At 64.1% G+C, this 21965-nt stretch carries 23 protein-coding genes and 3 tRNA genes; 11 read left to right on the forward strand and 15 right to left on the reverse strand.

Annotation, left to right across the window (positions count from 1 at the left end):
* Positions 1-76 precede the first annotated feature (76 nt).
* The 3 genes from IVB48_RS00695 to IVB48_RS00705 form a co-directional block, all read right to left on the reverse strand.
* Positions 77-907 carry a hypothetical protein gene (locus IVB48_RS00695; RefSeq protein WP_247396506.1) on the reverse strand — a complete coding sequence of 277 codons (831 nt, stop codon included), beginning with the start codon at positions 905-907 and terminating at the stop codon, positions 77-79.
* Positions 908-2055: 1148 nt separating this feature from the next.
* A tRNA-Thr gene (locus IVB48_RS00700) sits at positions 2056-2130 on the reverse strand.
* Positions 2131-2297: 167 nt separating this feature from the next.
* Positions 2298-2807 carry a hypothetical protein gene (locus IVB48_RS00705; RefSeq protein WP_035961364.1) on the reverse strand — a complete coding sequence of 170 codons (510 nt, stop codon included), beginning with the start codon at positions 2805-2807 and terminating at the stop codon, positions 2298-2300.
* Positions 2808-3090: 283 nt separating this feature from the next.
* On the opposite strand from IVB48_RS00705, the gene IVB48_RS00710 reads away from it, so the two are divergent.
* Positions 3091-3576 (forward strand): hypothetical protein, encoded by a 486-nt coding sequence (locus tag IVB48_RS00710; RefSeq protein ID WP_027567569.1) that lies wholly within the window; start codon positions 3091-3093, stop codon positions 3574-3576.
* Between the two features lie 39 nt (positions 3577-3615).
* Positions 3616-4167, forward strand: a complete 552-nt coding sequence (locus IVB48_RS00715) for a hypothetical protein (RefSeq protein WP_247396507.1) — start codon at positions 3616-3618, stop codon at positions 4165-4167.
* A 61-nt stretch (positions 4168-4228) separates the two neighbouring features.
* On the opposite strand, the gene rlmB is transcribed toward IVB48_RS00715, so the two are convergent.
* A complete protein-coding gene (gene rlmB / locus IVB48_RS00720; protein WP_027567567.1) occupies positions 4229-5059 on the reverse strand; it encodes a 23S rRNA (guanosine(2251)-2'-O)-methyltransferase RlmB in 831 nt (276 codons plus the stop codon).
* A 206-nt stretch (positions 5060-5265) separates the two neighbouring features.
* On the opposite strand from rlmB, the gene IVB48_RS00725 reads away from it, so the two are divergent.
* Positions 5266-5351: transfer RNA gene (locus IVB48_RS00725), tRNA-Tyr, on the forward strand.
* 121 nt (positions 5352-5472) lie between these two features.
* On the opposite strand, the gene IVB48_RS00730 is transcribed toward IVB48_RS00725, so the two are convergent.
* Both IVB48_RS00730 and IVB48_RS00735 read right to left on the reverse strand, forming a co-directional pair.
* The gene (locus IVB48_RS00730) at positions 5473-6504 is read right to left on the reverse strand and encodes an LLM class flavin-dependent oxidoreductase (protein ID WP_247396510.1); all 1032 of its coding nucleotides are present in this window, start codon (positions 6502-6504) and stop codon (positions 5473-5475) included.
* A 154-nt stretch (positions 6505-6658) separates the two neighbouring features.
* Positions 6659-7585 carry a LysR family transcriptional regulator gene (locus IVB48_RS00735; protein WP_247396513.1) on the reverse strand — a complete coding sequence of 309 codons (927 nt, stop codon included), beginning with the start codon at positions 7583-7585 and terminating at the stop codon, positions 6659-6661.
* 175 nt (positions 7586-7760) lie between these two features.
* On the opposite strand from IVB48_RS00735, the gene IVB48_RS00740 reads away from it, so the two are divergent.
* The 3 genes from IVB48_RS00740 to IVB48_RS00750 are packed head-to-tail and all read left to right on the forward strand — an operon-like array spanning position 7761 to position 10812.
* On the forward strand, positions 7761-9053 hold the full coding sequence (locus tag IVB48_RS00740) for an MFS transporter (RefSeq protein ID WP_247396516.1): 1293 nt from the start codon (positions 7761-7763) through the stop codon (positions 9051-9053).
* Positions 9050-9547 (forward strand): GAF domain-containing protein, encoded by a 498-nt coding sequence (locus IVB48_RS00745; protein ID WP_247396519.1) that lies wholly within the window; start codon positions 9050-9052, stop codon positions 9545-9547. Before IVB48_RS00740 ends, IVB48_RS00745 begins: the two co-directional genes overlap by 4 nt.
* Before the next feature lie 17 nt (positions 9548-9564).
* Positions 9565-10812, forward strand: coding sequence for an amidohydrolase family protein (locus tag IVB48_RS00750; RefSeq protein ID WP_247396522.1), 1248 nt, complete (start codon positions 9565-9567; stop codon positions 10810-10812).
* Here IVB48_RS00750 and IVB48_RS00755 read toward each other — a convergent pair.
* The gene (locus IVB48_RS00755; RefSeq protein ID WP_247396525.1) at positions 10809-12866 is read right to left on the reverse strand and encodes an ATP-dependent helicase; all 2058 of its coding nucleotides are present in this window, start codon (positions 12864-12866) and stop codon (positions 10809-10811) included. The genes IVB48_RS00750 and IVB48_RS00755 overlap by 4 nt on opposite strands.
* A gap of 127 nt (positions 12867-12993) precedes the next feature.
* Between IVB48_RS00755 and IVB48_RS00760 the strand changes: the two genes are divergently transcribed.
* Entirely contained in the window at positions 12994-13584 is a 591-nt protein-coding gene (locus tag IVB48_RS00760; protein ID WP_247287077.1) for a TMEM175 family protein, read from the forward strand.
* A 9-nt stretch (positions 13585-13593) separates the two neighbouring features.
* Here the strand turns inward: IVB48_RS00760 and IVB48_RS00765 are convergent, their stop codons facing one another.
* Both IVB48_RS00765 and IVB48_RS00770 read right to left on the reverse strand, forming a co-directional pair.
* The gene (locus IVB48_RS00765; RefSeq protein WP_247287075.1) at positions 13594-13980 is read right to left on the reverse strand and encodes a YciI family protein; all 387 of its coding nucleotides are present in this window, start codon (positions 13978-13980) and stop codon (positions 13594-13596) included.
* A 2-nt stretch (positions 13981-13982) separates the two neighbouring features.
* Positions 13983-14186 (reverse strand): hypothetical protein, encoded by a 204-nt coding sequence (locus tag IVB48_RS00770; RefSeq protein ID WP_247396528.1) that lies wholly within the window; start codon positions 14184-14186, stop codon positions 13983-13985.
* On the opposite strand from IVB48_RS00770, the gene IVB48_RS00775 reads away from it, so the two are divergent.
* The gene (locus IVB48_RS00775; protein WP_247396531.1) at positions 14176-14355 is read left to right on the forward strand and encodes a hypothetical protein; all 180 of its coding nucleotides are present in this window, start codon (positions 14176-14178) and stop codon (positions 14353-14355) included. The genes IVB48_RS00770 and IVB48_RS00775 overlap by 11 nt on opposite strands.
* Positions 14356-14384: 29 nt before the next feature.
* Positions 14385-14588 (forward strand): hypothetical protein, encoded by a 204-nt coding sequence (locus IVB48_RS00780; RefSeq protein ID WP_247396533.1) that lies wholly within the window; start codon positions 14385-14387, stop codon positions 14586-14588.
* Between the two features lie 7 nt (positions 14589-14595).
* On the opposite strand, the gene IVB48_RS00785 is transcribed toward IVB48_RS00780, so the two are convergent.
* On the reverse strand, positions 14596-15309 hold the full coding sequence (locus tag IVB48_RS00785; protein WP_247396536.1) for a transporter substrate-binding domain-containing protein: 714 nt from the start codon (positions 15307-15309) through the stop codon (positions 14596-14598).
* A 376-nt stretch (positions 15310-15685) separates the two neighbouring features.
* On the opposite strand from IVB48_RS00785, the gene IVB48_RS00790 reads away from it, so the two are divergent.
* Together IVB48_RS00790 and IVB48_RS00795 are read left to right on the forward strand one after the other, a co-directional pair.
* A complete protein-coding gene (locus IVB48_RS00790; protein ID WP_247396539.1) occupies positions 15686-18097 on the forward strand; it encodes an ATP-binding protein in 2412 nt (803 codons plus the stop codon).
* Between the two features lie 346 nt (positions 18098-18443).
* Positions 18444-18517 (forward strand) — tRNA-Gly (locus tag IVB48_RS00795).
* 895 nt (positions 18518-19412) lie between these two features.
* Here the strand turns inward: IVB48_RS00795 and IVB48_RS00800 are convergent.
* The 5 genes from IVB48_RS00800 to IVB48_RS00820 all read right to left on the reverse strand — a co-directional run bounded on the left by IVB48_RS00800 (position 19413) and on the right by IVB48_RS00820 (position 21948).
* A complete protein-coding gene (locus tag IVB48_RS00800; protein ID WP_247287070.1) occupies positions 19413-19745 on the reverse strand; it encodes a hypothetical protein in 333 nt (110 codons plus the stop codon).
* 64 nt (positions 19746-19809) lie between these two features.
* Positions 19810-20073, reverse strand: a complete 264-nt coding sequence (locus tag IVB48_RS00805; RefSeq protein WP_247396544.1) for a GlsB/YeaQ/YmgE family stress response membrane protein — start codon at positions 20071-20073, stop codon at positions 19810-19812.
* Positions 20074-20098: 25 nt separating this feature from the next.
* On the reverse strand, positions 20099-20557 hold the full coding sequence (locus IVB48_RS00810; protein WP_247362783.1) for a YidB family protein: 459 nt from the start codon (positions 20555-20557) through the stop codon (positions 20099-20101).
* A 226-nt stretch (positions 20558-20783) separates the two neighbouring features.
* Complete coding sequence (locus IVB48_RS00815; protein WP_247362055.1) at positions 20784-20990, reverse strand: hypothetical protein; 207 nt, start codon at positions 20988-20990, stop codon at positions 20784-20786.
* A gap of 94 nt (positions 20991-21084) precedes the next feature.
* Positions 21085-21948 (reverse strand): formate/nitrite transporter family protein, encoded by an 864-nt coding sequence (locus IVB48_RS00820; RefSeq protein WP_247396546.1) that lies wholly within the window; start codon positions 21946-21948, stop codon positions 21085-21087.
* Positions 21949-21965: the final 17 nt, after the last annotated feature.

Consider the following 21965-nt stretch of genomic DNA (forward strand, 5'->3'; position numbering starts at 1 on the left):
CAGCGGGCAGGCGGGGGCTGATCGCGAAGACTTCCACTCTGAGGCAAACAGGCGACCTCCCGTATAAAGCTGGGTGCTACTCGGTCCTTGGCTGCGAAGTCCAATTGACCGAATGCCGTCCAGGCCGCTGCGGAAGGATAGCCACGAGCAAGACAATTGCAGCGAGAATGACTACGGAAGCAAAAGGACGACTTAGGGCGAGCCCGCCATGGCTGATTGGCTTGTCCAGAAAATCTCCAACAGTGGCCCCCAGAGGACGCGTGAGAATGAAGGCTGCCCAGAACAGAAACACCCGCGATACCTTGCTCCAGTAATACAGCGCCGCAAGCACCACAAGTCCCGCACTAAACAGTAGAGCGCCTCCATCGTATCCCAGTCCGGTGTCGTCGGCGATCCAGTCCCCGAGAGCAGTACCCAAGGTTTGCGAAAACGTAATCGTGATCCAATAGAATAGTTCGGTGTTTGGGGACGTTACCGTCTCCACACTCACTGAGCCCAAAGTCGCGTACCACGCAGCAAGGGAGCAAAGCACACAGGCCAGCAAGATGGATGAGCCTCCCACATAACCGATCCCCAAGGAGCGATCAAAAAAATCCGCCAGCGCGGTGCCGACGGTCGTGGAAGCAACAATGGCGAGCCAGTAGACCCAAGGATTGAACTTCGTCGTTGAAATCTGAGCAATGACTGCGGCAACGAAAATGGCCAGAAAGATTGCAATTCCGATCAGATATCCGCCGTTCTGGGCATTCTGATCTGCGTGGAGCCAGCTCATGGTCACCGCGTCACCACCAGTCTCACCCAGAGTGGTGGCAAGGATTTTGATCACCCAGAAGCCGAGCGTGACGGCAGGTACTTTGCTGAGAATGTCATTGGCGCTCTGAATGTCTTGTGCGCCCTGAAACCTCATTTAACGTACTCCTGCATACCCGTGTCGCCGGCCCCGGACGGCCAGCAAACGGAACGCTGCAAGTCCCTGAAAAGTTGCCGCGCAAAAGCCAAGCCGCTGGAGCGGCCGCTAAGGGTCAACAGGGCCCGGTCACGCTCAAACTCGGAGCTTCCGCTGTGCATCGGTAAGCCGACGTTTACATCCTAGTCGAGGCCCGCGCCGCGAGGTAGGTGCCTCGCATCCAAGTGCACCTGATCGACACATCGTTGCACCGGCCTCGGGTAGACTTCCTCTATCCAAGGCTCGTCGGCGAAGCAAACGTCCTCGATGTTCGACAACCGAAGGCAGATCCAGCTGGCTTTGACCGGACGCTTCGTGCTCGAACTTACCTCCACAAGGAGAATGCGCGCTCCTCACCGGCGGCGTGGCCCAGAGTGTACGGGCAGACGGTCTGGCGCTTGCCGCCATGGCTCACGTGAACCGGCCGGCGTGGATCGCTTGTCTGAGCGCCATGAAGACCTGGCTGTGGCCTTCGCTCAGGATCTGGAACGGTCGCGTGCGACCGCGGCGGGGTCGGTACGCGGCGAAGCCCGGGTTGAAGGTCGCTGCCTTGGGTGATTCCGATGCGCTCCATCATCGCAAAACTCGTCCGGTCGACGAAGGAAAAACCGTGAAGACTAAGGCGCTAGACCGCTAATCATGATCGACGGGACGGAGCTGGTGTTAATCGCCGCACGCTTAGCCCGTGGCGAGGCGCCAATGTAAGCCAGCCTCATGATGTTGGCCTAGGCGGGTCGCGCTGGCGGCCACCTCTCACCCGGTCTCCCGACCCGGCGATGCGTGCCGGTGCTCGCTCGCGATAACCCTCGCAGCCTTGTGCCACCGTTTGCAGATCCGATGGCGTCTCCTCGCAAGCTTCGAGGGCTCCCCATCGGCCCGGTGCTGAACGCAATTACTCGGAGTGTCTAGCTGCGGCGGGCGCGGTAAAGTTGGGACTGTCTCGACTGGGCTACTCACGACGCCACGGGATCCGGGCTCACTTACAATGGCTCTTCGTGCTGTGGTTCGCGCGCGCCGAACGAGTAGCCCCACGTAGCCCGAAAGCGCGTTTTCTGCAGAATGAAGCGGATTCACAGGGCTACAAAATCAAGCTAGGGTGCTGATTTGATTGGTGCCGGCTGAGGGGATTGAACCCCCGACCTTCGGTTTACAAAACCGCTGCTCTACCGCTGAGCTAAGCCGGCGACGCCTGGAGAAGCGGGGCAGGGCCGGCGTTTGCCGGGGCTGTCCGCCCGTGCGCGCCGCAATACCAGACTTGACCGGAAAGTGCCAGAACCCGCGATCCCCCGATCCAGACATGAATCAGGCGGCCCGAAGGCCGCCTGATCTATCGCGTTCGGTTCAAAGCGCCTTACTGGCAGATGTGGCGACGGCCGTCTTGGCCCTTGAACCAGGTGCCGGGCGTGCAGACGAAGCCGTTGCGCTGGGCGTAGGTGCGGGTGTCCCAGCCGCGGTTGTCCCAAGAATTATTCCACGAATTATCCCAGCCATTGTCGTAGGCGTAGGCGTCGTTCGTGGCACGGAACGGGGCGGTTGCGATCGCGCCCGCAGTCCCGATGGCCGCGCCGGCCACGCCAGCGGCTGCTCCGACCGCGCCGGCGGCGACGTCGGTCGGCCAGAAGCCGGTGCGGCTCCTGTTCCAGTCGTTATTCCAATCGCCGTTGTTGGTCTGGCGATAGGACACGCGACGATGCCGATAGCCGCTATCTGTGTACGGATTTCCCGGTCCGACGTTCTGGCAGTTGGCGTTGGGGAATTGCGCCGCGCAGCGGCCGGGATTGGTGATCACGGCCTGCGCCATGGCAGAGCCCGTCACCAGGGTCGCCGCAATCGCCGTGGCTCCGAGAAGTTTGATATTCATGATTGTTGGCTCCCATTTTGTTGACGGGGGCTAAACGCCGAAGACGCCGGACGTTCCGCTGAAACCGGCGGATTTTTGTCAGCCACAGTCAAACGGAAGTGAGCACGCCCCATGGTTCCGGACTGCTGGGTCCGGCGGCGTTAATGCTTCGCTAGTTCGCCTTGCAGCATTTGAGCGGCGCGTAATCCTTACACATTAGGCTTACCAGCAATTGGTGAGAGGGCCTTAACCCTCTCTGCGTCGCCATCGGGTAGGTTTGTCGCCGGATAAATGGGATTTCTTCATGCGCGTTGTAGCGCTTGCTGCCTTTCTGATCGGACTGCCCGCGACGGCGTTTGCCGGCGGCGGCTTCGATATCGTCGTTCCCGGTCGGCCGGGCGTGCCCATCATCATCAACAACATCGACGCGTCCTATGCCGTGGTCGAGGGGACCTGGGGCTTGGGGAAGAACGTCCAGGTGCAGCCCACCATCTATGGCGGGCGCTATGTCGCCGAGCGCCAGCCCACGGACGTCGGCCACTACTACCCGACGCTGGGCCTGCGGCCCGGCTACGGCCGGCTCGAGGTCGAGCCACCCGCGAACCGCAAATTGCCCAAGCCGCCCGAGAGCTATCACCAGAGCTGGGGCGCCCAATCGGCGCCGCTGCCGCCGCAGATGGACGTGCCCGTCAATCCGCCGCCGGTGATCCTCGCGCCTGAGATCAACGACTATCCGCGGCGTCCTCGGCCGCGGCCGCGTGCAGAGATACCCGGCAGGCCGCCGGGTTAAGAAACGAAAACAACAAACGAAAATCAACAGGAGAGAGTAATGCGTCAGATGATTTCGGGACTGGTCGCGGCGGCTGCCGTGATGTTCGCTGCCACCGCGCCCGCCGCGGCCTGCGGCTTCAATCCGTGCCAGCCGGTCGCGCCGGTCTATTCCGGCTGCAACACCGGTTGCGGCGGTTACGGGGCCGGCTACGGCTACGGCTACGGCTACGGCTACGGCTATGGCGCCTATGAGCGTCTCGCCGAGCCCACCACGCAATATTATCACGTCAATCAGGGCCCGACCTACACCGGCCCGGGCGCCTTCGCGCCGTATCCGACCTACCGTGAGGACGCGGTGGTTGCGCCCGCCAATTACGGCTACGGCCGTGGCTATGGCTATGGGCACGGCTATGGCTATCGCGCCGCCGCGGTCGAAGCGCCCGCCGCCTATCCCTACCGCCGCCCGTATTACCGTCCGTATCGCTACGGCTACGGCCCGCGCGCCGGCTATCTGCCGCGCACGCATTACGGCTACGGTCCGCGCTACGGCTACGCCCCGCGCCATGCGCCGTACTATGGCGGCCACCGCGTGCTGCGCCGCTATTACTGATCGCTTGATCGGTTGAGCCAACGAAACGCCCGTCCGCGATGCGGACGGGCGTTTTGTTTTGTTACCGCTTCATCAGCCCGAGCCGGCTGGCGCCGACATAGAGCGAGAGCACGGCGGCATTCGAGACGTTGAGGCTCTTGATCTCGCCGGGCATGTCGAGCCGCGCCACGACGCTGCAGGTTTCGCGTGTCAATTGCCGCAGGCCCTTGCCTTCCGCGCCCAGCACCAGCGCGAGCGGCTCGCGCAGGGTGACCTCGGAAAGATCGGCGCTGCCTTCACTGTCCAGCCCGACGGTCTGGAAGCCGAGCTCGTTCAGCGTGGTCAGTGCGCGGGCGAGGTTTTGCACCGTCACCATCGGGACCAGCTCCAGCGCGCCGGAGGCGGCCTTGGCCAGCACGCCGGTCGCTTCCGGACTGTGGCGCGCGGTGGTGACGATCGCCTTCACCGCAAACGCCGCCGCCGAGCGCAGGATCGCGCCGACATTGTGCGGGTCGGTGATCTGGTCGAGCACCAGCACGATGCCGTCCTGCTCCAAATCCTCGATGTCGGGCGAGGGCAGGGGGTCGGCCTCGGCGAGCAGGCCCTGGTGCACCGCGTCCGGCGACAGCAGCCGGTCGATCTCCTGGGGCCGGACGATCTCGGGCGTGACCGGGATCGCGATGTTCTCGTCCGCCAGACGCCTTGCGGCGTTCTCGGTCAGCGTCAGCTTGCGGATCTGCCGCTGGGGGTTGGCGAGCGCCATGGAGACGGTGTGCCAGCCATAGAGGATGACAGGACCGTCGGTGTCCGAATCGCGATCGCGCCGGGCCGGGCGCCCGGCGGATTTTCCGGGCCTGTTGAAGGGCTTAGACCCGCCGCGGGGGCCCCTCGGGTTGAATTTTCGATCCTTCATGGGCTCGCTTGTGTCACGGGTCCCGGAATATGGCAATTTGGGTGGCTTCGAGGTCGATTTTAGCTGTTCGCCTCGGTTGACTTTACCCCATCGCTTCGCCGATAACCGCGCCCGGTCGCGCCCCCATCCGGGCTGTCGCGGCCTTCACGTTCCATGGCCGTCTTCGGTCGCCGGCAAGGTCCGGCCCGATTGTGCTGCCATCGAGCGGGGGAGTGTCCCGAGTGGCAAAGGGAGCTGACTGTAAATCAGCCGCCTTATGGCTTCGCAGGTTCGAGTCCTGCCTCCCCCACCAGCCTTCGCTCGCTTCGCGAGCTACGGCTCGGCAAGCCGGCACCGATGGTCATGGCGCGAAGTGAGCGAAGGCTGTCGCGCCGTAGCCCGGAGGGCGCAGGCGGACTGGCGCAGCGCGCAAGTCACCTCATCATCTCCCGCACCATCGGCACCACCTTCCGCCCGTAGAGCTCAATGCTCTTCATCAGCTTGCCATGCGGCAGCGGGCCCGCCGAATATTTCAGCTGAAACCGCGATATGCCGAGTGTCTTTGCCGTCTTGGCGATCTTGCGCGCGACCGTCTCCGGCGAGCCGACATAGAGCGAGCCGTGCTCGGCCTCGTTCACGAACTCGTCGCGGCCCATCGGTGGCCAGCCGCGTTCCTTGCCGATGCGGTCGCGCATTGCCTTGTAGTCGGGCCACAGCTCCTCGCGCGCCTGTTCGTCGGTCTCGGCGACATAGCCTGGCGAGTGCACGCCGATCGGCTGTGCCGGGCGGCCGAACTCCCTGAACGCGCGATGGTAGAGATCGACGAAGGGCCCGAAGCGCGCGGGATCGCCGCCGATGATCGCGAGCATCAAGGGCAGGTCGTAATGCGCCGCGCGCACCACCGATTGCGGGCTGCCGCCGACACCGATCCAGGTCTTGAGCGTGCCGTTCTCGACCGGGGGATAGACCAGTTGATCCTTCAGCGGCGGACGCAGCTTGCCTTCCCAGGTCACCGGCTTCTGCGACAGCAGTGCCGCGAACAGGTCGAGCTTCTCCTCGAACAGCTCTTCGTACTTGCGCAAATCAAAGCCAAACAGCGGGAAGGATTCCGTGAACGAGCCGCGGCCGAGGATTACCTCGGCCCGCCCGTTCGAGAGTGCATCGAGCGTGGCAAAGCGCTGGAAGACGCGAATCGGATCGTCCGAGCTCAGCACCGTCACGGCCGAGCCGAGATGGATGCGGCTGGTCCGCGACGCGATGGCGGCCAGCACGGTCTCAGGGGAGGAGATCGCGAAGTCGGCGCGGTGATGTTCGCCGAGGCCGATGAAGTCGAGGCCGAGCTCGTCGGCGAGCACCGCCTCGTCGACGACGTTGCGGATCGCTTGCGCGTGCGGAACCATCGCGCCGGCGGCGTCCCTGGTGACGTCGCCAAAGGTGTCCAGTCCGAATTCGAGCGGTGCGGTCATTGATGCGGTCTCTGCGGGCGCGGCTTGCGCGCCTGTCACTGGGGGAGGGGATTGCTTTGGTTGGAGCTAAGCAGCGGGGACTGGTGCACAATGCTGCTTCGAGAAACCCATTGTTTCTCTTTTTTCATGGTGTCGGGGGCCCACCGCCCGCGGCTCAGTCGGACCTGGCGAACATCTCGACCAGGGTGTCGCGCAGCCAGCGCTGCGCCGGTACGGTGTCGTTGCGCTGGTGCCAGAACAGACTGACGATGCGTGGCGGCGCCTTGAGCGGAAGCGGCATGGCGTGCAGGAACGGCGCGTGCCGGGATTGCGAGCGCAAATCGCTCGGCAGCACGGCGATCAGGTCGGACTGGCGCACGATTTCGTAGGCGGCGCTGTAGTGATTGACGGTCGCGACCAGGTTGCGCGACAGCCCGCGCGAGGCGAGGAAGAGGTCGTAGGACGGCAATGTCTTGCCGGCGAGGCTCACATCGACATGCCCCGCGTTGAGGAAGCTGCGCGTGCTCAGCCGCTTCATCGCCGCGAGCGGATGGCCGCGCCGCATGAAGCAGGCGTAGTCGACGGTCCACAGCGAGCGCGAGCGGATGGCGGCCGGCTGCTGTGCTTCGTTGACATAGACGCTCAACACACAATCAACGCGATTGTCTTCGAGCTGGTCGGCGATCTCCACGACGGTGTTGGGGACGGTATGGATCCGCGCCTTCGGCGCGACCTTGCCGAAATGGTTCAGCAGGTTCGGCATCACCAGCGAGGCGACATAGTCCGACATCGACAGGCTGAACTCGGTCTGCGCACGGCGCGGATCGAACACCTGCTCGTCGAGCGCGCCCCGGACGGTTTCGAGCGCTTCGCCGATCGGCTCCCACAACACCACGGCGCGCTGGGTCGGACGGATGCCGGTGCCGGACCTGACGAACAGGGGATCGCCGAGCGCGTCCCGCAGTCGTGCGAGCGCGTTGCTGACCGCCGGCTGCGTCATCAGAAGCGCGTTAGCAGCGCGCGTGACGCTGCCCTCGGTCATCAGGGCCTCGAAGACTTTCAGCAGGTTGAGGTCGAGCGTTCGAAAGGACAGAACATTCACCACAGTGATGTACTAGATCATGATTATAAATTATGACGATAATATCTCCTTGTCTATGGTTCCCCCAGGGAATGAGCGGAGTGCCGGGCCGCCAGACAGAGGGGACTTTCATGTCGATGATCTCGGCGCGCATCGAGCGCCTTCCATTTGCGCGCTTCCACGGCATCTGCTGCTGATGGGCGGGCTCGGCTACATGTTCGACGCGATGGACGCAGCCGTGCTGGCGTTCATCCTGCCGGTGCTGCGCACGACCTGGAATCTGTCGAGCGTGCAGATCGGCGTGCTCGGCAGCAGCACCTATATCGGCTTCCTGTTCGGCGCGCTGCTGGCGGGCACGCTGGGTGACCTGATCGGCCGTCGCGCGGTGATGATGTCGGCGCTGGCGCTCTATTGCGTCGCCTCCATCGTCAGCGCGGCGGTGAACGACTGGTCGTCCTTCTTCGCCGCCCGCGTGGTCGCGGGCATGGGCACCGGCGCGGAGAGCGCAATCATTGCGCCCTATCTGGCGGAATTCGTCGCACGGCGTTACCGCGGCAGCTTTACCGGCGCGCTCGCCGGCTTCTTCTCCTTCGGTTTCGTCGCGGCGGCCTTGCTCGGCTATTTCATCGTGCCCGCCTATGAGAACGGCTGGCGCATCGTTCTGGTGATCACCGCCGTGCCGGTCGTCATGCTGTTGTGGTGGCGCAGGGCGTTGCCGGAATCGCCGCGCTGGCTGGAAAGCCAGGGCCGGGAGAAGGAAGCCGCAGCCGTGCTGGACAGGATCGAGGCCGGATTTGTGAGCCAAGGCCACATCCTGCCGCAACCGGTCGTCGAAATCACGGCGCCTGCCGTGACGGGTGGGACGCTGTTTGCCAATTTCGCCGCGCTCCTCGCCGGCCGCCAGGCGCGCATCACCATCATGACCTGGATCATGTGGCTTACGATCACGTTCAGCTATTATTCCTTCTTCGTCTGGATCCCCGGCCTTCTGGTCCAGAACGGCATGAGCATCACCAAGAGCTTCGCCTATTCGATCGCGATCTATTGCGCGCAGATTCCCGGCTATTTCAGCGCCGCGTACTTCAACGAGCGCATCGGCCGGCAGGCGACGATCGCCTCCTACATGGTGCTCGGCGGCGCCAGCGCGCTCGGACTTGCATTCGCGCAGAGCGACCAGCACATCATGGTCGCCGGAATTCTACTGTCCTTCTTCATGAACGGCACCTATGCCGGCGTCTATGCCTATACCGCCGAGGTCTTTCCGACGGCGGTGAGAACCACCGGCGCCGGGCTCGCCTCCGCGATCGGCCGCATCGGTGCGATCGTCTCGCCGATCCTGGTCGGCTACCTCTATCCCAACTTCGGCTTTGCCGGCGTGTTCGGCCTCACCACGAGCGTGCTGCTGTTAGGCGCGCTCACCGTGGTGCTGATGGGGGTGCCGACGCGCGGCCGTTCGCTGGAAGAGATCGCGGCGGGCGAAGTCGCATGAGGGAGACGAAACACCGATCCGATCCGCTGCTCTGCGCCGTGGCGGCCGCGCAGGGCAGGGCGGATCAGCCGGATGCCCTGTACTCGGCGCTGGACGACGCCTTGAAATCGGCGATCGGGCACAAGCTGTTCACGATCCTGACCTATGACGACGACACAAGGGAAGCAGCGCGGGTGTATTCCAATCTTCCCGGACCTTACCCGGCGGGCGGACGCAAACGCCTGGCGCCGGGGCCGTGGACCGAGGCCGTGCTCGACCGCGGCGAGGCGTATATCGGCCGGACCCGGGACGATCTGCGCGAGGTGTTCTCCGATCACGAGCTGATCGCTTCGCTCGGCTGCGAAAGCGTGCTCAACATGCCCGTGCGCTGGCGCGGGCGCACGCTCGGCTCGCTCAATCTGCTCCATGAGGCAGGCTGGTACGTCGAGGACGATAGCGCCGCGTGTCTTCCATTCGCCCAGCTCGCCTTGCCCGCGCTGCTCATCCAGTCCTGATAAGACAGGAAGTCGTCATGTCCCGTGTGCTCTTCAAGAATGCCGCTCTGCTCGATCCGCTTCAGCCGGACCTCCTGGAGGGACATCACGTGCTGGTCGAGGACAATCTGATCAAGGAGGTCTCCGATCGGCCGCTCCAGGTGGAAGCCGACCGCACCGTCGATCTGAAGGGCAAGACGCTGATGCCCGGCCTGATCGACCTGCATGTGCATGCGATCGCCGTGGAGCTCAATTTGGCGCAGCAGGGGCACATGTCCAACGTGCTGGTGACGCTACGTTCGACGCTGCTGCTGCGCGGCATGCTGCGGCGGGGCTTCACCACGGTGCGCGACGCCGGAGGCGCCGGCCATGCGCTGAAGCAGGCGATCGAGACCGGGCTCACCGACGGTCCGCGCCTGTTCGTCTCGGGGCGTGCGCTCAGCCAGACCGGCGGCCACGGCGACATGCGGGCCCGCTCGGACTACCTCGCCAGCGACGCACCGTGCCCCTGCTGCGTGCGTGTCGGCGCGCTGGCGCGCGTTGCCGATGGTGTCGACGGCGTGCGCAGGGCGGCGCGCGAAGAGCTCCAGATGGGCGCCGACCAGATCAAGATCATGGCCTCCGGCGGCGTCGCCTCACCGACCGACCCGGTTGGTGCCTTCGGCTACTCCGAGGACGAGATCCGCGCCATCGTCGAGGAGGCACGCGGGCGTCAGACCTATGTGCTCGCCCACGCCTACACCGCTGCCGCGATCGAACGCGCGGTGCGCTGCGGCGTGCGTACCATCGAGCACGGCAATCTGGTCGATGTTCCGACCGCGCAGCTGATGGCCGAGAAGGGCGCCTATGTGGTGCCGACGCTGGTCACCTACGAGGCGCTGGCCAACGAGGGCGCCCAGTATGGCCTGCCGCCCGAAAGCGTTGCCAAGATCGCCGATGTCCGCGACGCCGGGCTGCGTTCGCTCACGATCTATCGCGATGCCGGCGTGAAGATGGGGTTCGGCAGCGACCTGCTTGGGCCGTCGCAGCGTCTGCAGAGCGACGAATTCCGCATCCGCGCCGAAATTCTCGGGCCGCGCGCCGTCATTGCCAGCGCGACATTGGTCGGCGCCGAGGTGCTCGGCATGGAGGGTAAGCTCGGCCGCATCATGCCCGAAGCCATCGCGGACCTGCTGGTGGTCGACGGCAACCCGCTGCGCGACGTGGCCTGCCTGCTCGGCCAGGGCGAGCACATTCCGCTGGTGATCAAGGCAGGCAAGGTCCAGTTCGATCGGCTGGGCGCCTAGCGCCACATCCCGCGCATCCGCGCGCCGATGTCGACCTTTGGCCCTTGCGCGGTAGTGCGCGCTGAGCTTGCGCCGGCCTTCGGCCAGGCGGTCCGCTCGAACAGGTAGACGAGCTGCTCGGGGATGAAGCGGGTGCGCGAGGCGTAGACGTGGCGGTCGCCCTTGGCGGCCTGGCCGTGGGTGAAGAAGCGCTGCGGTACCACGAGGTGCAGATCGTCCTTGGCGCGCGTCATCGCGACATAAAGCAGGCGGCGTTCCTCCTCGAGCTCGGCGCTGGTGCCGGCGCCGAGATCCGACGGCATGCAGCCGTCGACGACGTTGAGCACGAATACCGATGTCCACTCCTGGCCCTTGGCGGAGTGGATGGTGGAGAGGATCAGATAATCCTCGTCGCGCAAGGGTGGCCCGGATTTGTCGCTGGTCGCATCCGGCGGGTCGAGCGTGAGCTCGGTCAGGAATTTCTCGCGCGAGGCATAGCCGCTCGCGATTTGCTCGAGCTGCATCAGATCGGCGCGACGGGTCTCGCAATCCTCGTGGAGGCGATCGAGATGCGGTTCGTACCACAGCCGCACGCGTTCGAGATCGGCCGGCCATTCCGAATAGCGCAAATTTTCGATCGTGCGGACGAAGTCGGTCCAGTCCGCGCCGGTGCGCGGGGGCACCGGGAGCCGGCCAAGCGCGGCGAGCGGATCGGTGCTCTCGGCCATCTGGTCGAGCACACGCTGCGCCGTCGCGGGTCCAATGCCCGGCAACAGATGCAAGATGCGGAAGCCGGCGACGCGGTCGCGCGGATTTTCGGTGAAGCGCAGCAGCGCCAGCACGTCCTTGACATGCGCGGCGTCGAGAAACTTGAGCCCGCCGAACTTGACGAAGGGAATGTTGCGGCGGGTGAGCTCGATCTCCAGCGGGCCCGAATGCGAGGACGTCCGGAACAGCACCGCCTGGTGCTTCAGGAGCGCGCCTTGCTCGCGGTTGGCCAGCACTTCCTCGACGATGTAACGGGCCTGGTCGGCCTCGTCATGCACGGTGACGAGCTGCGGCTTTTGCGCGGAAGTACGGTCGGTCCAGAGGTTCTTGGTGAAACGCTCGCGCGCCAGGCCGATGACGCCGTTGGCCGCCGCCAGCACGGGTTGCGTCGAGCGGTAATTGCGGTCGAGCGTGATCATCTCGGCGCGCGGCGAGAAGCTCTGCGGAAAATCCAGGATGTTGCGGACAGTGGCGGCGCGGAACGAATAGATCGACTGCGCGTCGTCGCCGACGACGGTGAGGCCGCGTCCGTCCGGCTTCAGCGCCAGCAGGATCGAGGATTGCAGGCGGTTGGTGTCCTGATACTCGTCGACCAATATGTGATCGAAGCGGCCGCCGATTTCTTCCGCGATCAGGGCATCGCTCATCATCTGCGACCAGTAGAGCAGCAGGTCGTCGTAATCGAGCACGTGCTGGGCCTGCTTGGCCTCGACATAGGCCGCGAACAGGCCCTTCAGCTCGGCCGCCCAGCCTGCGCACCAGGGATAGTGCGCCCCCAACACCTTCTCGATCTCCATCTCGGCATTGACGCAGCGCGAGTAGATCGACAGGCAGGTGCCTTTGGCGGGAAAGCGGCTCTCTGTTTTCGACAATCCGCGCTCGTGCCGGACCAGGTTCATCAGGTCGGCGGAATCTTCGCGGTCGTGGATGGTGAAGGCGGGATCGACACCGATCCGCTCGGCATATTCGCGCAGCAACCGTGCGCCGATGCCGTGGAACGTGCCGGCCCAGGTGAGCGCGTCGCGCATGATCGCGGCATTGTTCTCGCCGAGGACTTTCCGGGCGATGCGCTCGACCCGGCCGGACATCTCGGCCGCGGCGCGGCGCGAGAACGTCATCAAGAGGATGCGGCGCGGATCGCTGCCCGCGACGATCAAATGCGCGACGCGGTGGGCCAGCGTATTGGTCTTGCCGGAGCCTGCACCGGCGATGACGAGCAGGGGCGCGCCCACGGTCGCACCCTCGGCCACGCCATGCTCCACGGCGCGGCGTTGCTCCGCATTGAGCGTGTCCAGATATGTCGCCACGAATCGCCCCGGTGAAACAGCCAGAGTCGGCGATCCCGCTGCGAATCGCAATGCGTCTGGACGAGACCGATGTTAAGACCTAGGGACAAGACGGCCCAAGGTTCCATTCCGAAAAGCGTCTCCCGGTATGACCGAGCTCAAATCCGACCAGTTCGAGATGCGACGGCTGGAATCGCTCAGCAACACCATCTTTGGCGTCGCCATGACGCTGCTCGCCTACGACCTGCCCAAGGCCGCGGTGTTCACCAGCGCGCCCGACTGGAACGATCTCGCCCGGGTCTATTCCGGCAAGCTCGCGGGTCTTGCGCTCAGCTTCATCATCGCCGGCGTGTTCTGGATCAGCCATCACCGGCGACTGGCGCGCCAGCCCGTCGGCAGCCGCGGCGCGGTGATCCTCAATCTGTTCTTCCTGCTGTCGATCGTGCTGCTGCCGGTGACCAACGGCCTCTACACCAACTACCCCACGAGCAGTGCGGTCGCCGTGCTCTACGGCCTGCACCTGACCGCGATCGCTGGCCTCAATGCCTGGCTGTGGTGGAGGATCCTGGGCGGCTGGCGCCAGGAGATCATGGCTTCGCTGTTTCCGCTGCTGGTGTTTATCCCGGGCACGGTCGTTGCGGCGTTCGCGCCGCAAGTCGCGCCGTTCGTGTGGTTCATCGCCTTCGGCGGCCTGCTGATCCAGCGCTTCTATGTCGGGCCGACCGGGACGGACAAATAGGCCTGCCGCTCATTCGCCGGAGGGCGTCGTGCCGAACCCGTCGGCCGGCACGTAAAGCTTGACCGGGCGGATTTCGTAGACCGCTGACGGATTGACCTGGCGCAGCGTCCGCGCGGCCGCGATCGCCTCCTCGTCCGTGTCGTATTCGACCAGGTGGAAGCCCAGAAGCTGCTCCTTGGTCTCGGCAAACGGGCCGTCCAGCACGACGCCCGCGCCGGGGCCGCGCAAGGTGCGGGCCTTTCGGGTCTCATCCAGGCGGGCGGCCGGGCCAAAATGCCCGCTTGCCCGGAGGGGCGCCTGAACCTCGATCACTTTGGCCACGACCGCGGCGTCCTTCTCGGGCGTCCAGGACAAGATCTCGTCTTCCACGTGATAAGCCAGGATAGCGTAAAGCATCGTCACCTCGTTGATTTTCGCTGCGCGCGTCCGAAGGACGTATCACCACCGCCGCGGCCGACAATGGGGCTGCGGAAAATATTGCGTCGGGGTGCGGCGACGAAACCTTCCCGAAACCCGATTGCGGCCGAAAAATGTGAACGCCGCTCGAAATCGGCGCGACTGATTGCCACCAAGAACACTTCGGAGGCGGCCATGTCGACCATCAAGATCATCTGCGACGCGCGTCGGGCGGGAAAGTCGGACCCTGCGGATCTGCACGACCAGAGCGGCCACCACCGCTATTACGGCAGCTCGGCCGAGAGCGGCGGCGAGCGCATCGTCGAAAGCCGGCGCGGCAAGCGCCCGCCCGCAATGAGCGTTTGCGGCTTCTAAGCCCAACGCTTGCGAAACAGCCTGCAACCATGAATGTCGTGCAGATATCGATCGCCGCGATGCCGTTCCTGCTCTCACTCGCGAGCAGGTCCGGCAAGGCGATCGCGCCATGCCTGCTTGCGGGCATCTTCACCGTGCTTCTCGGCGACGAGCCGCCGCGGGCGGCCATGGCCTGGTGCGTCGGGCTGCTGATCGCGGCGGTTGCGGTGCGGGAGCGGCTTCGCACGAACTGACTGCGTATCACATCCCGCTCAGCACATGCTTGATCAGGGTTTCCCGCAACTGTGCGAGGTCGCCGCTCGCCTCCATCTGCGCGATCATCCTTCCGACCTTCGGCACGAGATCGCGATGCCGTTCATGCAGATGGTGGTAGATGCTGATGCGCTCGAGTGGTGGTGAGAGCGGACGGATCCTGGCCTGGAGATTGAGTTTCTTCACCGCAGCCAACCCGCTGAAGAGGTCGGTGACCATCACGTCGAAGCGGTCGGCATCGAGCATCTTGACCATGTTGTCGAGACTTGTGGTCGCCGTGACCCGGGTCATGCCGCGCGTGCCGGCTTCCGACGAGCCGACGCCGCGTACGATGCCGATGCTGTAGTCCCTGATCGAATTCCAGCCGGCGACGTCGAACTGCAGTTTCGTGGTGAAGACAGTGGGCTCGATGTAATTGATCGCAGGTGTCACCTGGATCAGCGTCGGATAGTCGCGAGACAACGTTCCGATCCGCTGGATCTCGCCGTCGACCTCGCCGGTACTCGACAGCGTGAGCGCGCGCTTGCCGGGGACATCCTCGAATTCGAGCTTGATGTTCAGCCGGGCATAGACCGCGCGGAGCATCTCGCCGCCGACATATTGATCGGGGATATCGGCGATGCGTGCCAGCCGGATGACCTCTTGCCCCTGCGACGGGCCTGCCGCGAGCAGCAACAGGCAGACCACGACTATCCGCCTCATGACGCATCTCCCTGGCCATGCCTTGGGCGTGCTCTGCTACCATCGGATTCCGGTGCCGCGCGATCTATCTCAGATGGCAGCTGCGCCGGTCCGCAACGTTGATAGCGCGTTCTCGTTGTGCGGGCGGCTCCGGACTTTCACCGATGTTATTCTAGCACGAGAGGTGGTAGTTTGCGTGAATCCTGTTGCTGGGCGCAAGATATGACCCTGTCGAGCTCAAGCCGCCCAAGGGCCGACAGGATCAAGGGCCGACAGGATCAAGGGCCGACAGGATCGCCACGTCTACGCGTGCTGAGGCAGGGCCTCAACCGTTCACCTTGCTCGCGGCTGCGATCGGTAAGCTGAGCAGGTGCCGCCATTCTCGAGGACATGGTGCATGGGCAACGCAGGTGACGATGAGACCAAGCGTGGCCGCGCCATTGCGCCGGCGGCTGCGAAGCAGGATTTGACCGGCATCGGCACCGCGCTCGCGCCTGCGATGTTCGCGGCGCTCCTGTCGCGGATCTTCAACTGGTCGCGCAGCGGCGTCGGGCCCCGGCTGCTGGCCGCCGTGCTGCTGTTCTCGTCGGTCGTGACGCTGACCCTGACCGCTCTCCAGCTCTATCTGGATTACAATCGTGAGGTCGGACTGATCGAGACGCGGCTGGACGAGATCGGCCGCAGCACCACGGGCAGCCTCGGAGAGAGCCTGTGGAATCTCGACCAGAACCAGCTCAAGCTGCAGCTCGATGGCATTCTACGGCTGCCCGACATCCGTGCGGCAGAGGTCCGCGAGATCGCCGATCGGCCCAATCCGATCCGCGTGGAAGTCGGCGAGCGAAACACCCGTTCGATCATGACCCGGGAGTTTCCGCTGAGCACGATGGCGCAGGGGACCTCGCGTACCATCGGCACGCTCCGGGTCGAGGCGACGCTGACCGACGTCTATCAGCAATTGTTGAACAGGGCCCTCGTCATTCTGGCAAGCCAGGCGGCAAAGACGTTCCTCGTCTCGTTGTTCATCATCTACATGTTTCATCTGCTGGTGACCCGGCATCTCGTCGCGATCGTCGAGTACGTCGGCAAGTACAGCCTCGGCCGGCCGCCGCCACCGCTGCGCCTGGAGCGCCGGCCGCCTTACGAGGCCGACGAGCTGGACAAGGTGGTCGTTGCTTTCAACGCCATGTGCGCCAACCTCGAACATGCCTATGGCGAGCTGCGCGAGGCCAATGGGAATCTCGAGCGTGACCTGAAGATCCGGCGGCATGCCGAGGAGAACGCCCGCGCGAGCGAGCAGCGCTTCCGTGACTATGCCGAGACCGCATCCGACTGGTTCTGGGAGACCGGTCCGGATCACGTGTTCACCTACATTTCAGAGCGGGCCGATGCTTTCGGCATGGACCACACGGCGCTGATCGGGAGGCGCCGTTCAGATGCCGCCTTCGACCGCGATGCCGAGCCGCAGAAATGGCGCGGTCACCTGGCGACGCTGGATCGCCACGAGCCGTTCCGGAAGTTCGAGTATCGCGGCCGCGATGCGGCTGGGCGCGCGCGCCATTTCAGCGTCAACGGCCAGCCGGTGTTCGGCGCCGACGGGCGCTTCATGGGGTATCGTGGGTCGGCCACCGATCTGACCGAGCAGCACGAGACGGAGGAGCGGCTTCGCCAGTCGCAGAAGATGGATGCGATCGGTCAGCTCACCGGCGGCGTTGCGCATGACTTCAACAACGTGCTCACAGTCATCATCGGCACCATCGAGATCATCCGGGAGGGGCTGGCGGACAAGCCCGACCTCGCCGCGATCGCCCAGCTCATCGACGATGCGGCGGCGCGAGGCGCGGAGATCACCTCGCAGCTCTTGACCTTTGCGCGTCGGCAGCCGCTGGAGCCGCGCGAGATCGACGTCAACGGCCTCGTGCTCGAGACGGCGAAGCTGTTGAAGCCGATCCTGGGCGGAAACATCGAGATCGTGACCCGCCTCGCGGACGACGCCTGGCCGGCGATGGCCGATCCGTCGCAGCTGTCGTCGGCGATCATCAATCTCGCGGTCAATGCGCGCGATGCGATGCCTGGCGGCGGCACGCTGACGCTTGAGACCGCGAACCGCGAATTCGATGGCGCGGATGGCGCTGGCGACGGTGACGCCGGGCGCGGCGCCTTCATCATGGTCGCGGTGGCCGACACCGGCCATGGCATCCCCGCCGACCTCCGCGACCGCGTGTTCGAGCCGTTCTTTACCACCAAAGGGGTCGGTCGCGGCACCGGGCTCGGCCTCAGCATGGTCTACGGCTTCGCCAAGCAGAGCGGCGGCAGCGTTGCGATCGAGAGTGAGGAAGGCCGCGGCACCGTGATTCGGCTGTTTCTGCCGCGCTCTGCGGGCGGAGCGCAGGCGAGGACCGGGCCACTGCAGGCGCCCGCGGCGGCACGCGGGCACGAGACGATTCTCGTCGTCGAGGACGATCCGCTGGTGCAGGGCTATGTCATTGCCCAGCTCGGCAGCCTCGGCTATCGCACCCTCGCAGCCGGCGACGGCGCAACCGCGCTTGCGCTGGTGCAGCAGGGCGCCCAATTCGATCTGCTGTTCACCGACATCATCATGCCCGGCGGCATGAACGGGCAGGAACTGGCGGAGGCCGTGCGCCGCCTCCGCCCGAGTATGAGGGTGCTCTATACGTCCGGCTATACCGACAACGCCCTCGACCACGAGGGGCATCTCGGTCCCGGCGTTGCCTTGCTGAGAAAGCCGTACCGGAAGGCGGACCTGTCATTGAGGATCCGCGAGGTGCTCGCCGGCGAGCCGCCCGCCTGAACAGCAGGCGCGTGACCTACGAAAAAGGCGCGGCGGGGAGGCCCCGTCGCGCCCGATTTCTTGCTCGCTGGTCCAGGGCTGAGAGCGCCCCGATGCCAAGCCTTTGTTCAAAGCTTAGCGGGCGATCCCAGCGAGGTGACAGCGCTTGGTAAGAGACACTGGATCACCTCCTTTCGTTGGTTGCGGAAGACATCAATATAGGCGGCAATTCCGGTGTTGTTAAGGGGAGGCGGGTCGGGAGGAACCAGCAGCTGTTCGCAAGACCGGGAAGGCGCTGGAAAGCAGTCGATTGGGCAGTTGATGGGCAGTTGAGACCGTCGCCCGGCCGTGTTAGGGAGCCCCTGTCGCGGGTGTAGCTCAATGGTAGAGCAGCAGCCTTCCAAGCTGAATACGAGGGTTCGATTCCCTTCACCCGCTCCAAGGCTTTCAATGCCAGCCCGAAAACAGGGGTCACGGTACGTACCTAAGACGTGGGTGACAGCCTCGTGCCGAATGGATTGTCGAGAGGTTGCAGGGTTTTCTGCTCCAGGTCGAAGTATCTCAGATCAGAATGCATGAAGCTGACGAGCCAAATGCCCTCGCTCAGCGCGAGGGTTCTTGCAGCTGCACTCGGAGGCGTGACTCGTGTGTCGAATACCGGGAGCGGTAAGTTGAAGGCCAAGGCGAGCGCTCCCCGGAAAAAGCGGCGAGCTGCCCAGCCCAACGCCTCTTGGCCGTAGTGTCCGGCGCCGAGCGAAGGCAACCACGCGCTCAATTGGTTCGGTCGCCGGACCTGGCCTTCTTGGGTGAAGCAACACCTCGCTCCCGGCGGGACTTCGCAGGAGCTTCAGGTTCGATCCCATTCTGCTGGTCGAACTTCCTGATCCACGATTGAATGTAGCCCGGATCGTCCGGACAAAGCTGTTCAAGCAAACGAAGGTTCTGCGCTCTGAATTCCACTAGGGTTTTCGGCAATTGTGCCTCCTCAAAACCCTGCCCATATCTAGGCTGCTGCATCGGGAAAAAGTGGTCAAGCCAAAAAGGGCGCTTGAAAAAATCGGTGCGTTGATGCAGCGCCGACAGCGAAAACCCCGCTGGGGGAAGCGGGGCTTTCTGGTAGGAGTGAAGCTTAGGGACGCTTCGACTGTATGACGCGCGATAGCGAAAAGGTTCAAAGCCTAAAAGGCGAACCACGCCAACACCGCAATGATCGGAATGATTGCCACGCCGAAAAGCACCAAGGGTGCAGGTTCATTGCCGGTCCTGTCGCTCAATGCTGATCTCCTTAAAATGTCTCGGGTTAGCGGCGTGCCAAGGGGCTTTTAGGGCTCAAACGTCACGTTTTCGGACTTGGCTGCGGCGCAGGTGTGGCTTGCGGAGAAGGTGCCGGATTGCTCAGTTGCTGAGGCGCTGCGGCCTCGCCGCCTGCGTGAGGAACGCAGGTACCGATGTTGCTGAGCAGCCGTTTGGCCTGGAGGTCGCGCACCTTTGAGTATTCGCGTCGTCGCTCGATATTGGCCGCGGCCCATCGGTCCCAAGCCTCGAAAGCGTCCGTATAGTGCTTTCGCATCTGCTCCTCGGCGGCAAGGCAATCGGCAAACTTGTCGAAAACCAGGTCGGTGTTGACCGGGGTCATGCCTCCTACCAAGACAACGAGCATCCATTTCATCTTGCCGATCGCCTTTCGCGCCGGGCGAATTCTCCGCTAACGCGCGGAATTCCGTCCACTGTGGTTAGATGGCCCGACGGCTGCGACCAGCTACAAAACCGTAGACGAAAAGCACGATGATGGCGCCTACCACTGCCCCCACTAGTCCTGCGCCTTCTCCTGGCCGGTACCAGCCGAGGGATTGGCCAAGATAGGTCGCAACGAATGCGCCCACTATTCCCAGGATCGCGGTCAGGATGAAACCCGAGGGCTCGTTGTCGCCGGGCATGATGAACTTCGCGATGACGCCTGCGATGAAACCGATGATGATCGTCCAAATGATGCTCATATCTTTTCTCGAGTCTTGAGGAGTGTTATCCCGCGGATTGCGCCGGAAGACGTCCGTCCGGCGTGTATTTGTCCACCGCTGCCGGGAGCTCGCGCGACAATCGGTCGAGGATCTCCTGCTGAGACAGGCCGGTCTGCTGCTCCAGTTTTTGAAGAACGTCCGGACCGATCGCCTGCTGGAGTTCGGGCGGGGTGACTTCGCGGTTTGGCCCCTGATTGATCCAGGATTGAGCCGCATCGCCTTGCCCGTTCTGCCTGAAGTGTTCGAGCAACTCGCCGATCCCGCCGTTCAGCAGCGAACCGACACCGCCGCCTCCCACAAGGCCGCCAAGATTGCCGAGCATGCCGCCCAGGGAATCCTTGGTACCCGACGGCTGACCGGAGGTAGCATTGCGAAACATGTCGGCGAGCTTGTCCCGATTTTGATAACCGGCGATTGCGAGCATACCCAAGAGGGCGGTCATCGATGGCATTCCGCGGCTCATTTCGGGCTCCTGAGTTCGATGATGGGCAATCGTGTGCAAGAAATGGCGCCCGCCTTGTACTGGCCGCCGCATCACTCATCGCCCACAACATATGCGGGGCTGGGAAGTTCCACGTTTTCCCAGAACCACGTTTCCTCGGAACGATGGGCTGTCAGTCATTGCCAGTCCCGAACAAAGTGATGCGTCTCGCTTGACCGACTTGGCGTTTCGGGTCGGCAGAGCGACTCTATTCCTGTTCGCTATCCTTCTCCTCGCGCTGCTTCCGGGCACGATCGACTGCGCCGCCCTGGGGCTGCCCGCTGACCTTCACGCCGGGGAGATGATCGACCTTGTTGTTGGCGGCGTCTTCGGCGCGCTGCAATTCGCGATCGATGATGTCGCGTGATCCTTCGGCCGGTTCCTTGTCGAATGGGCTCTTGGTATCGGTGCTCATGACTGTTCCTGCTTGTCGCCGCACGTTGATTGCTGATGCAAGCTCGGTTCGCGCCCATCGTTCCTGTCGAGCCGGCTGCTTTTGTGCAGGCTCTTTATTCCCTGTGGTCGTCGATTTCGGGGGCGACCTGTCCGTAGTTCAGCAGGGCCACGAGGGTCGTTCCGCCCAGAATATTGCCGAGAAGTGTCGGTACGAAGAAGTCCGAGCCATATTGTGAGAGCGACGCCCGGCCGCTCCGCACTAGGAAGGCGCATTCGACCGAGCCCGCGATGATGTGCGCGAACTCGCCGAGCGCGACCACATAGGTCATCACGATGATGATGTGTGCGCGCGATCCCTTGGTGGCCGGAAGAAGCCACGCCATCAAGGCGATCAGCCAGCCGGCAAAGATCGCCCGGACAAGGGTCGTCGTGAACGTGCCCTCGATGGTGTGCCGGCTGAGATCGACGAAGGCGTCCACGATGCGGGGTTCGAAGATGCTGGTGTGCGCGAGCACGGATCCGACCGCCCAGGTTCCCAAGATGTTGGAGGCGAGGACCAGGCCCCAAAGTTTGATCACACTCCCTAGCGTGCCGAGATCCCTGTTGTGCAACAGCGGCAGGATCGGTGTCAGCGTGTTCTCGGTGAAGAGCTGCTGCCGTCCCAGCACAACGACCAGGAAACCGACCGTGTAGCCGAGCGGGCCCACCAGGCGCCGGGTGGCCTCGTCGGAAATCAGCGCGTGAAACTCGCCCTGGACGATCAGGGACAATCCCATCGAAAGGCCGGCGGCGAGGCCGGACAGCACGATGGCCCACCACCGCCGCTCCAGTTCCTGCTCACCCTCGGCGCGGATCGTCTCGTGGATGAGTGCGGCGTTCGGCCGGCTTTGGGATTCGATCTGCTCCGTCTGGCGCCGCGAGACGCCGTCGAGCTTCGAGGCTGGATTGAAGGAGGCGCCGTCGCCAGGCTGGTCCACTCCGTGGTCTCCTGAAG

Origin of the sequence: Bradyrhizobium sp. 76, from assembly GCF_023073025.1 — a bacterium.
Taxonomy (GTDB): Bacteria; Pseudomonadota; Alphaproteobacteria; order Rhizobiales; family Xanthobacteraceae; genus Bradyrhizobium.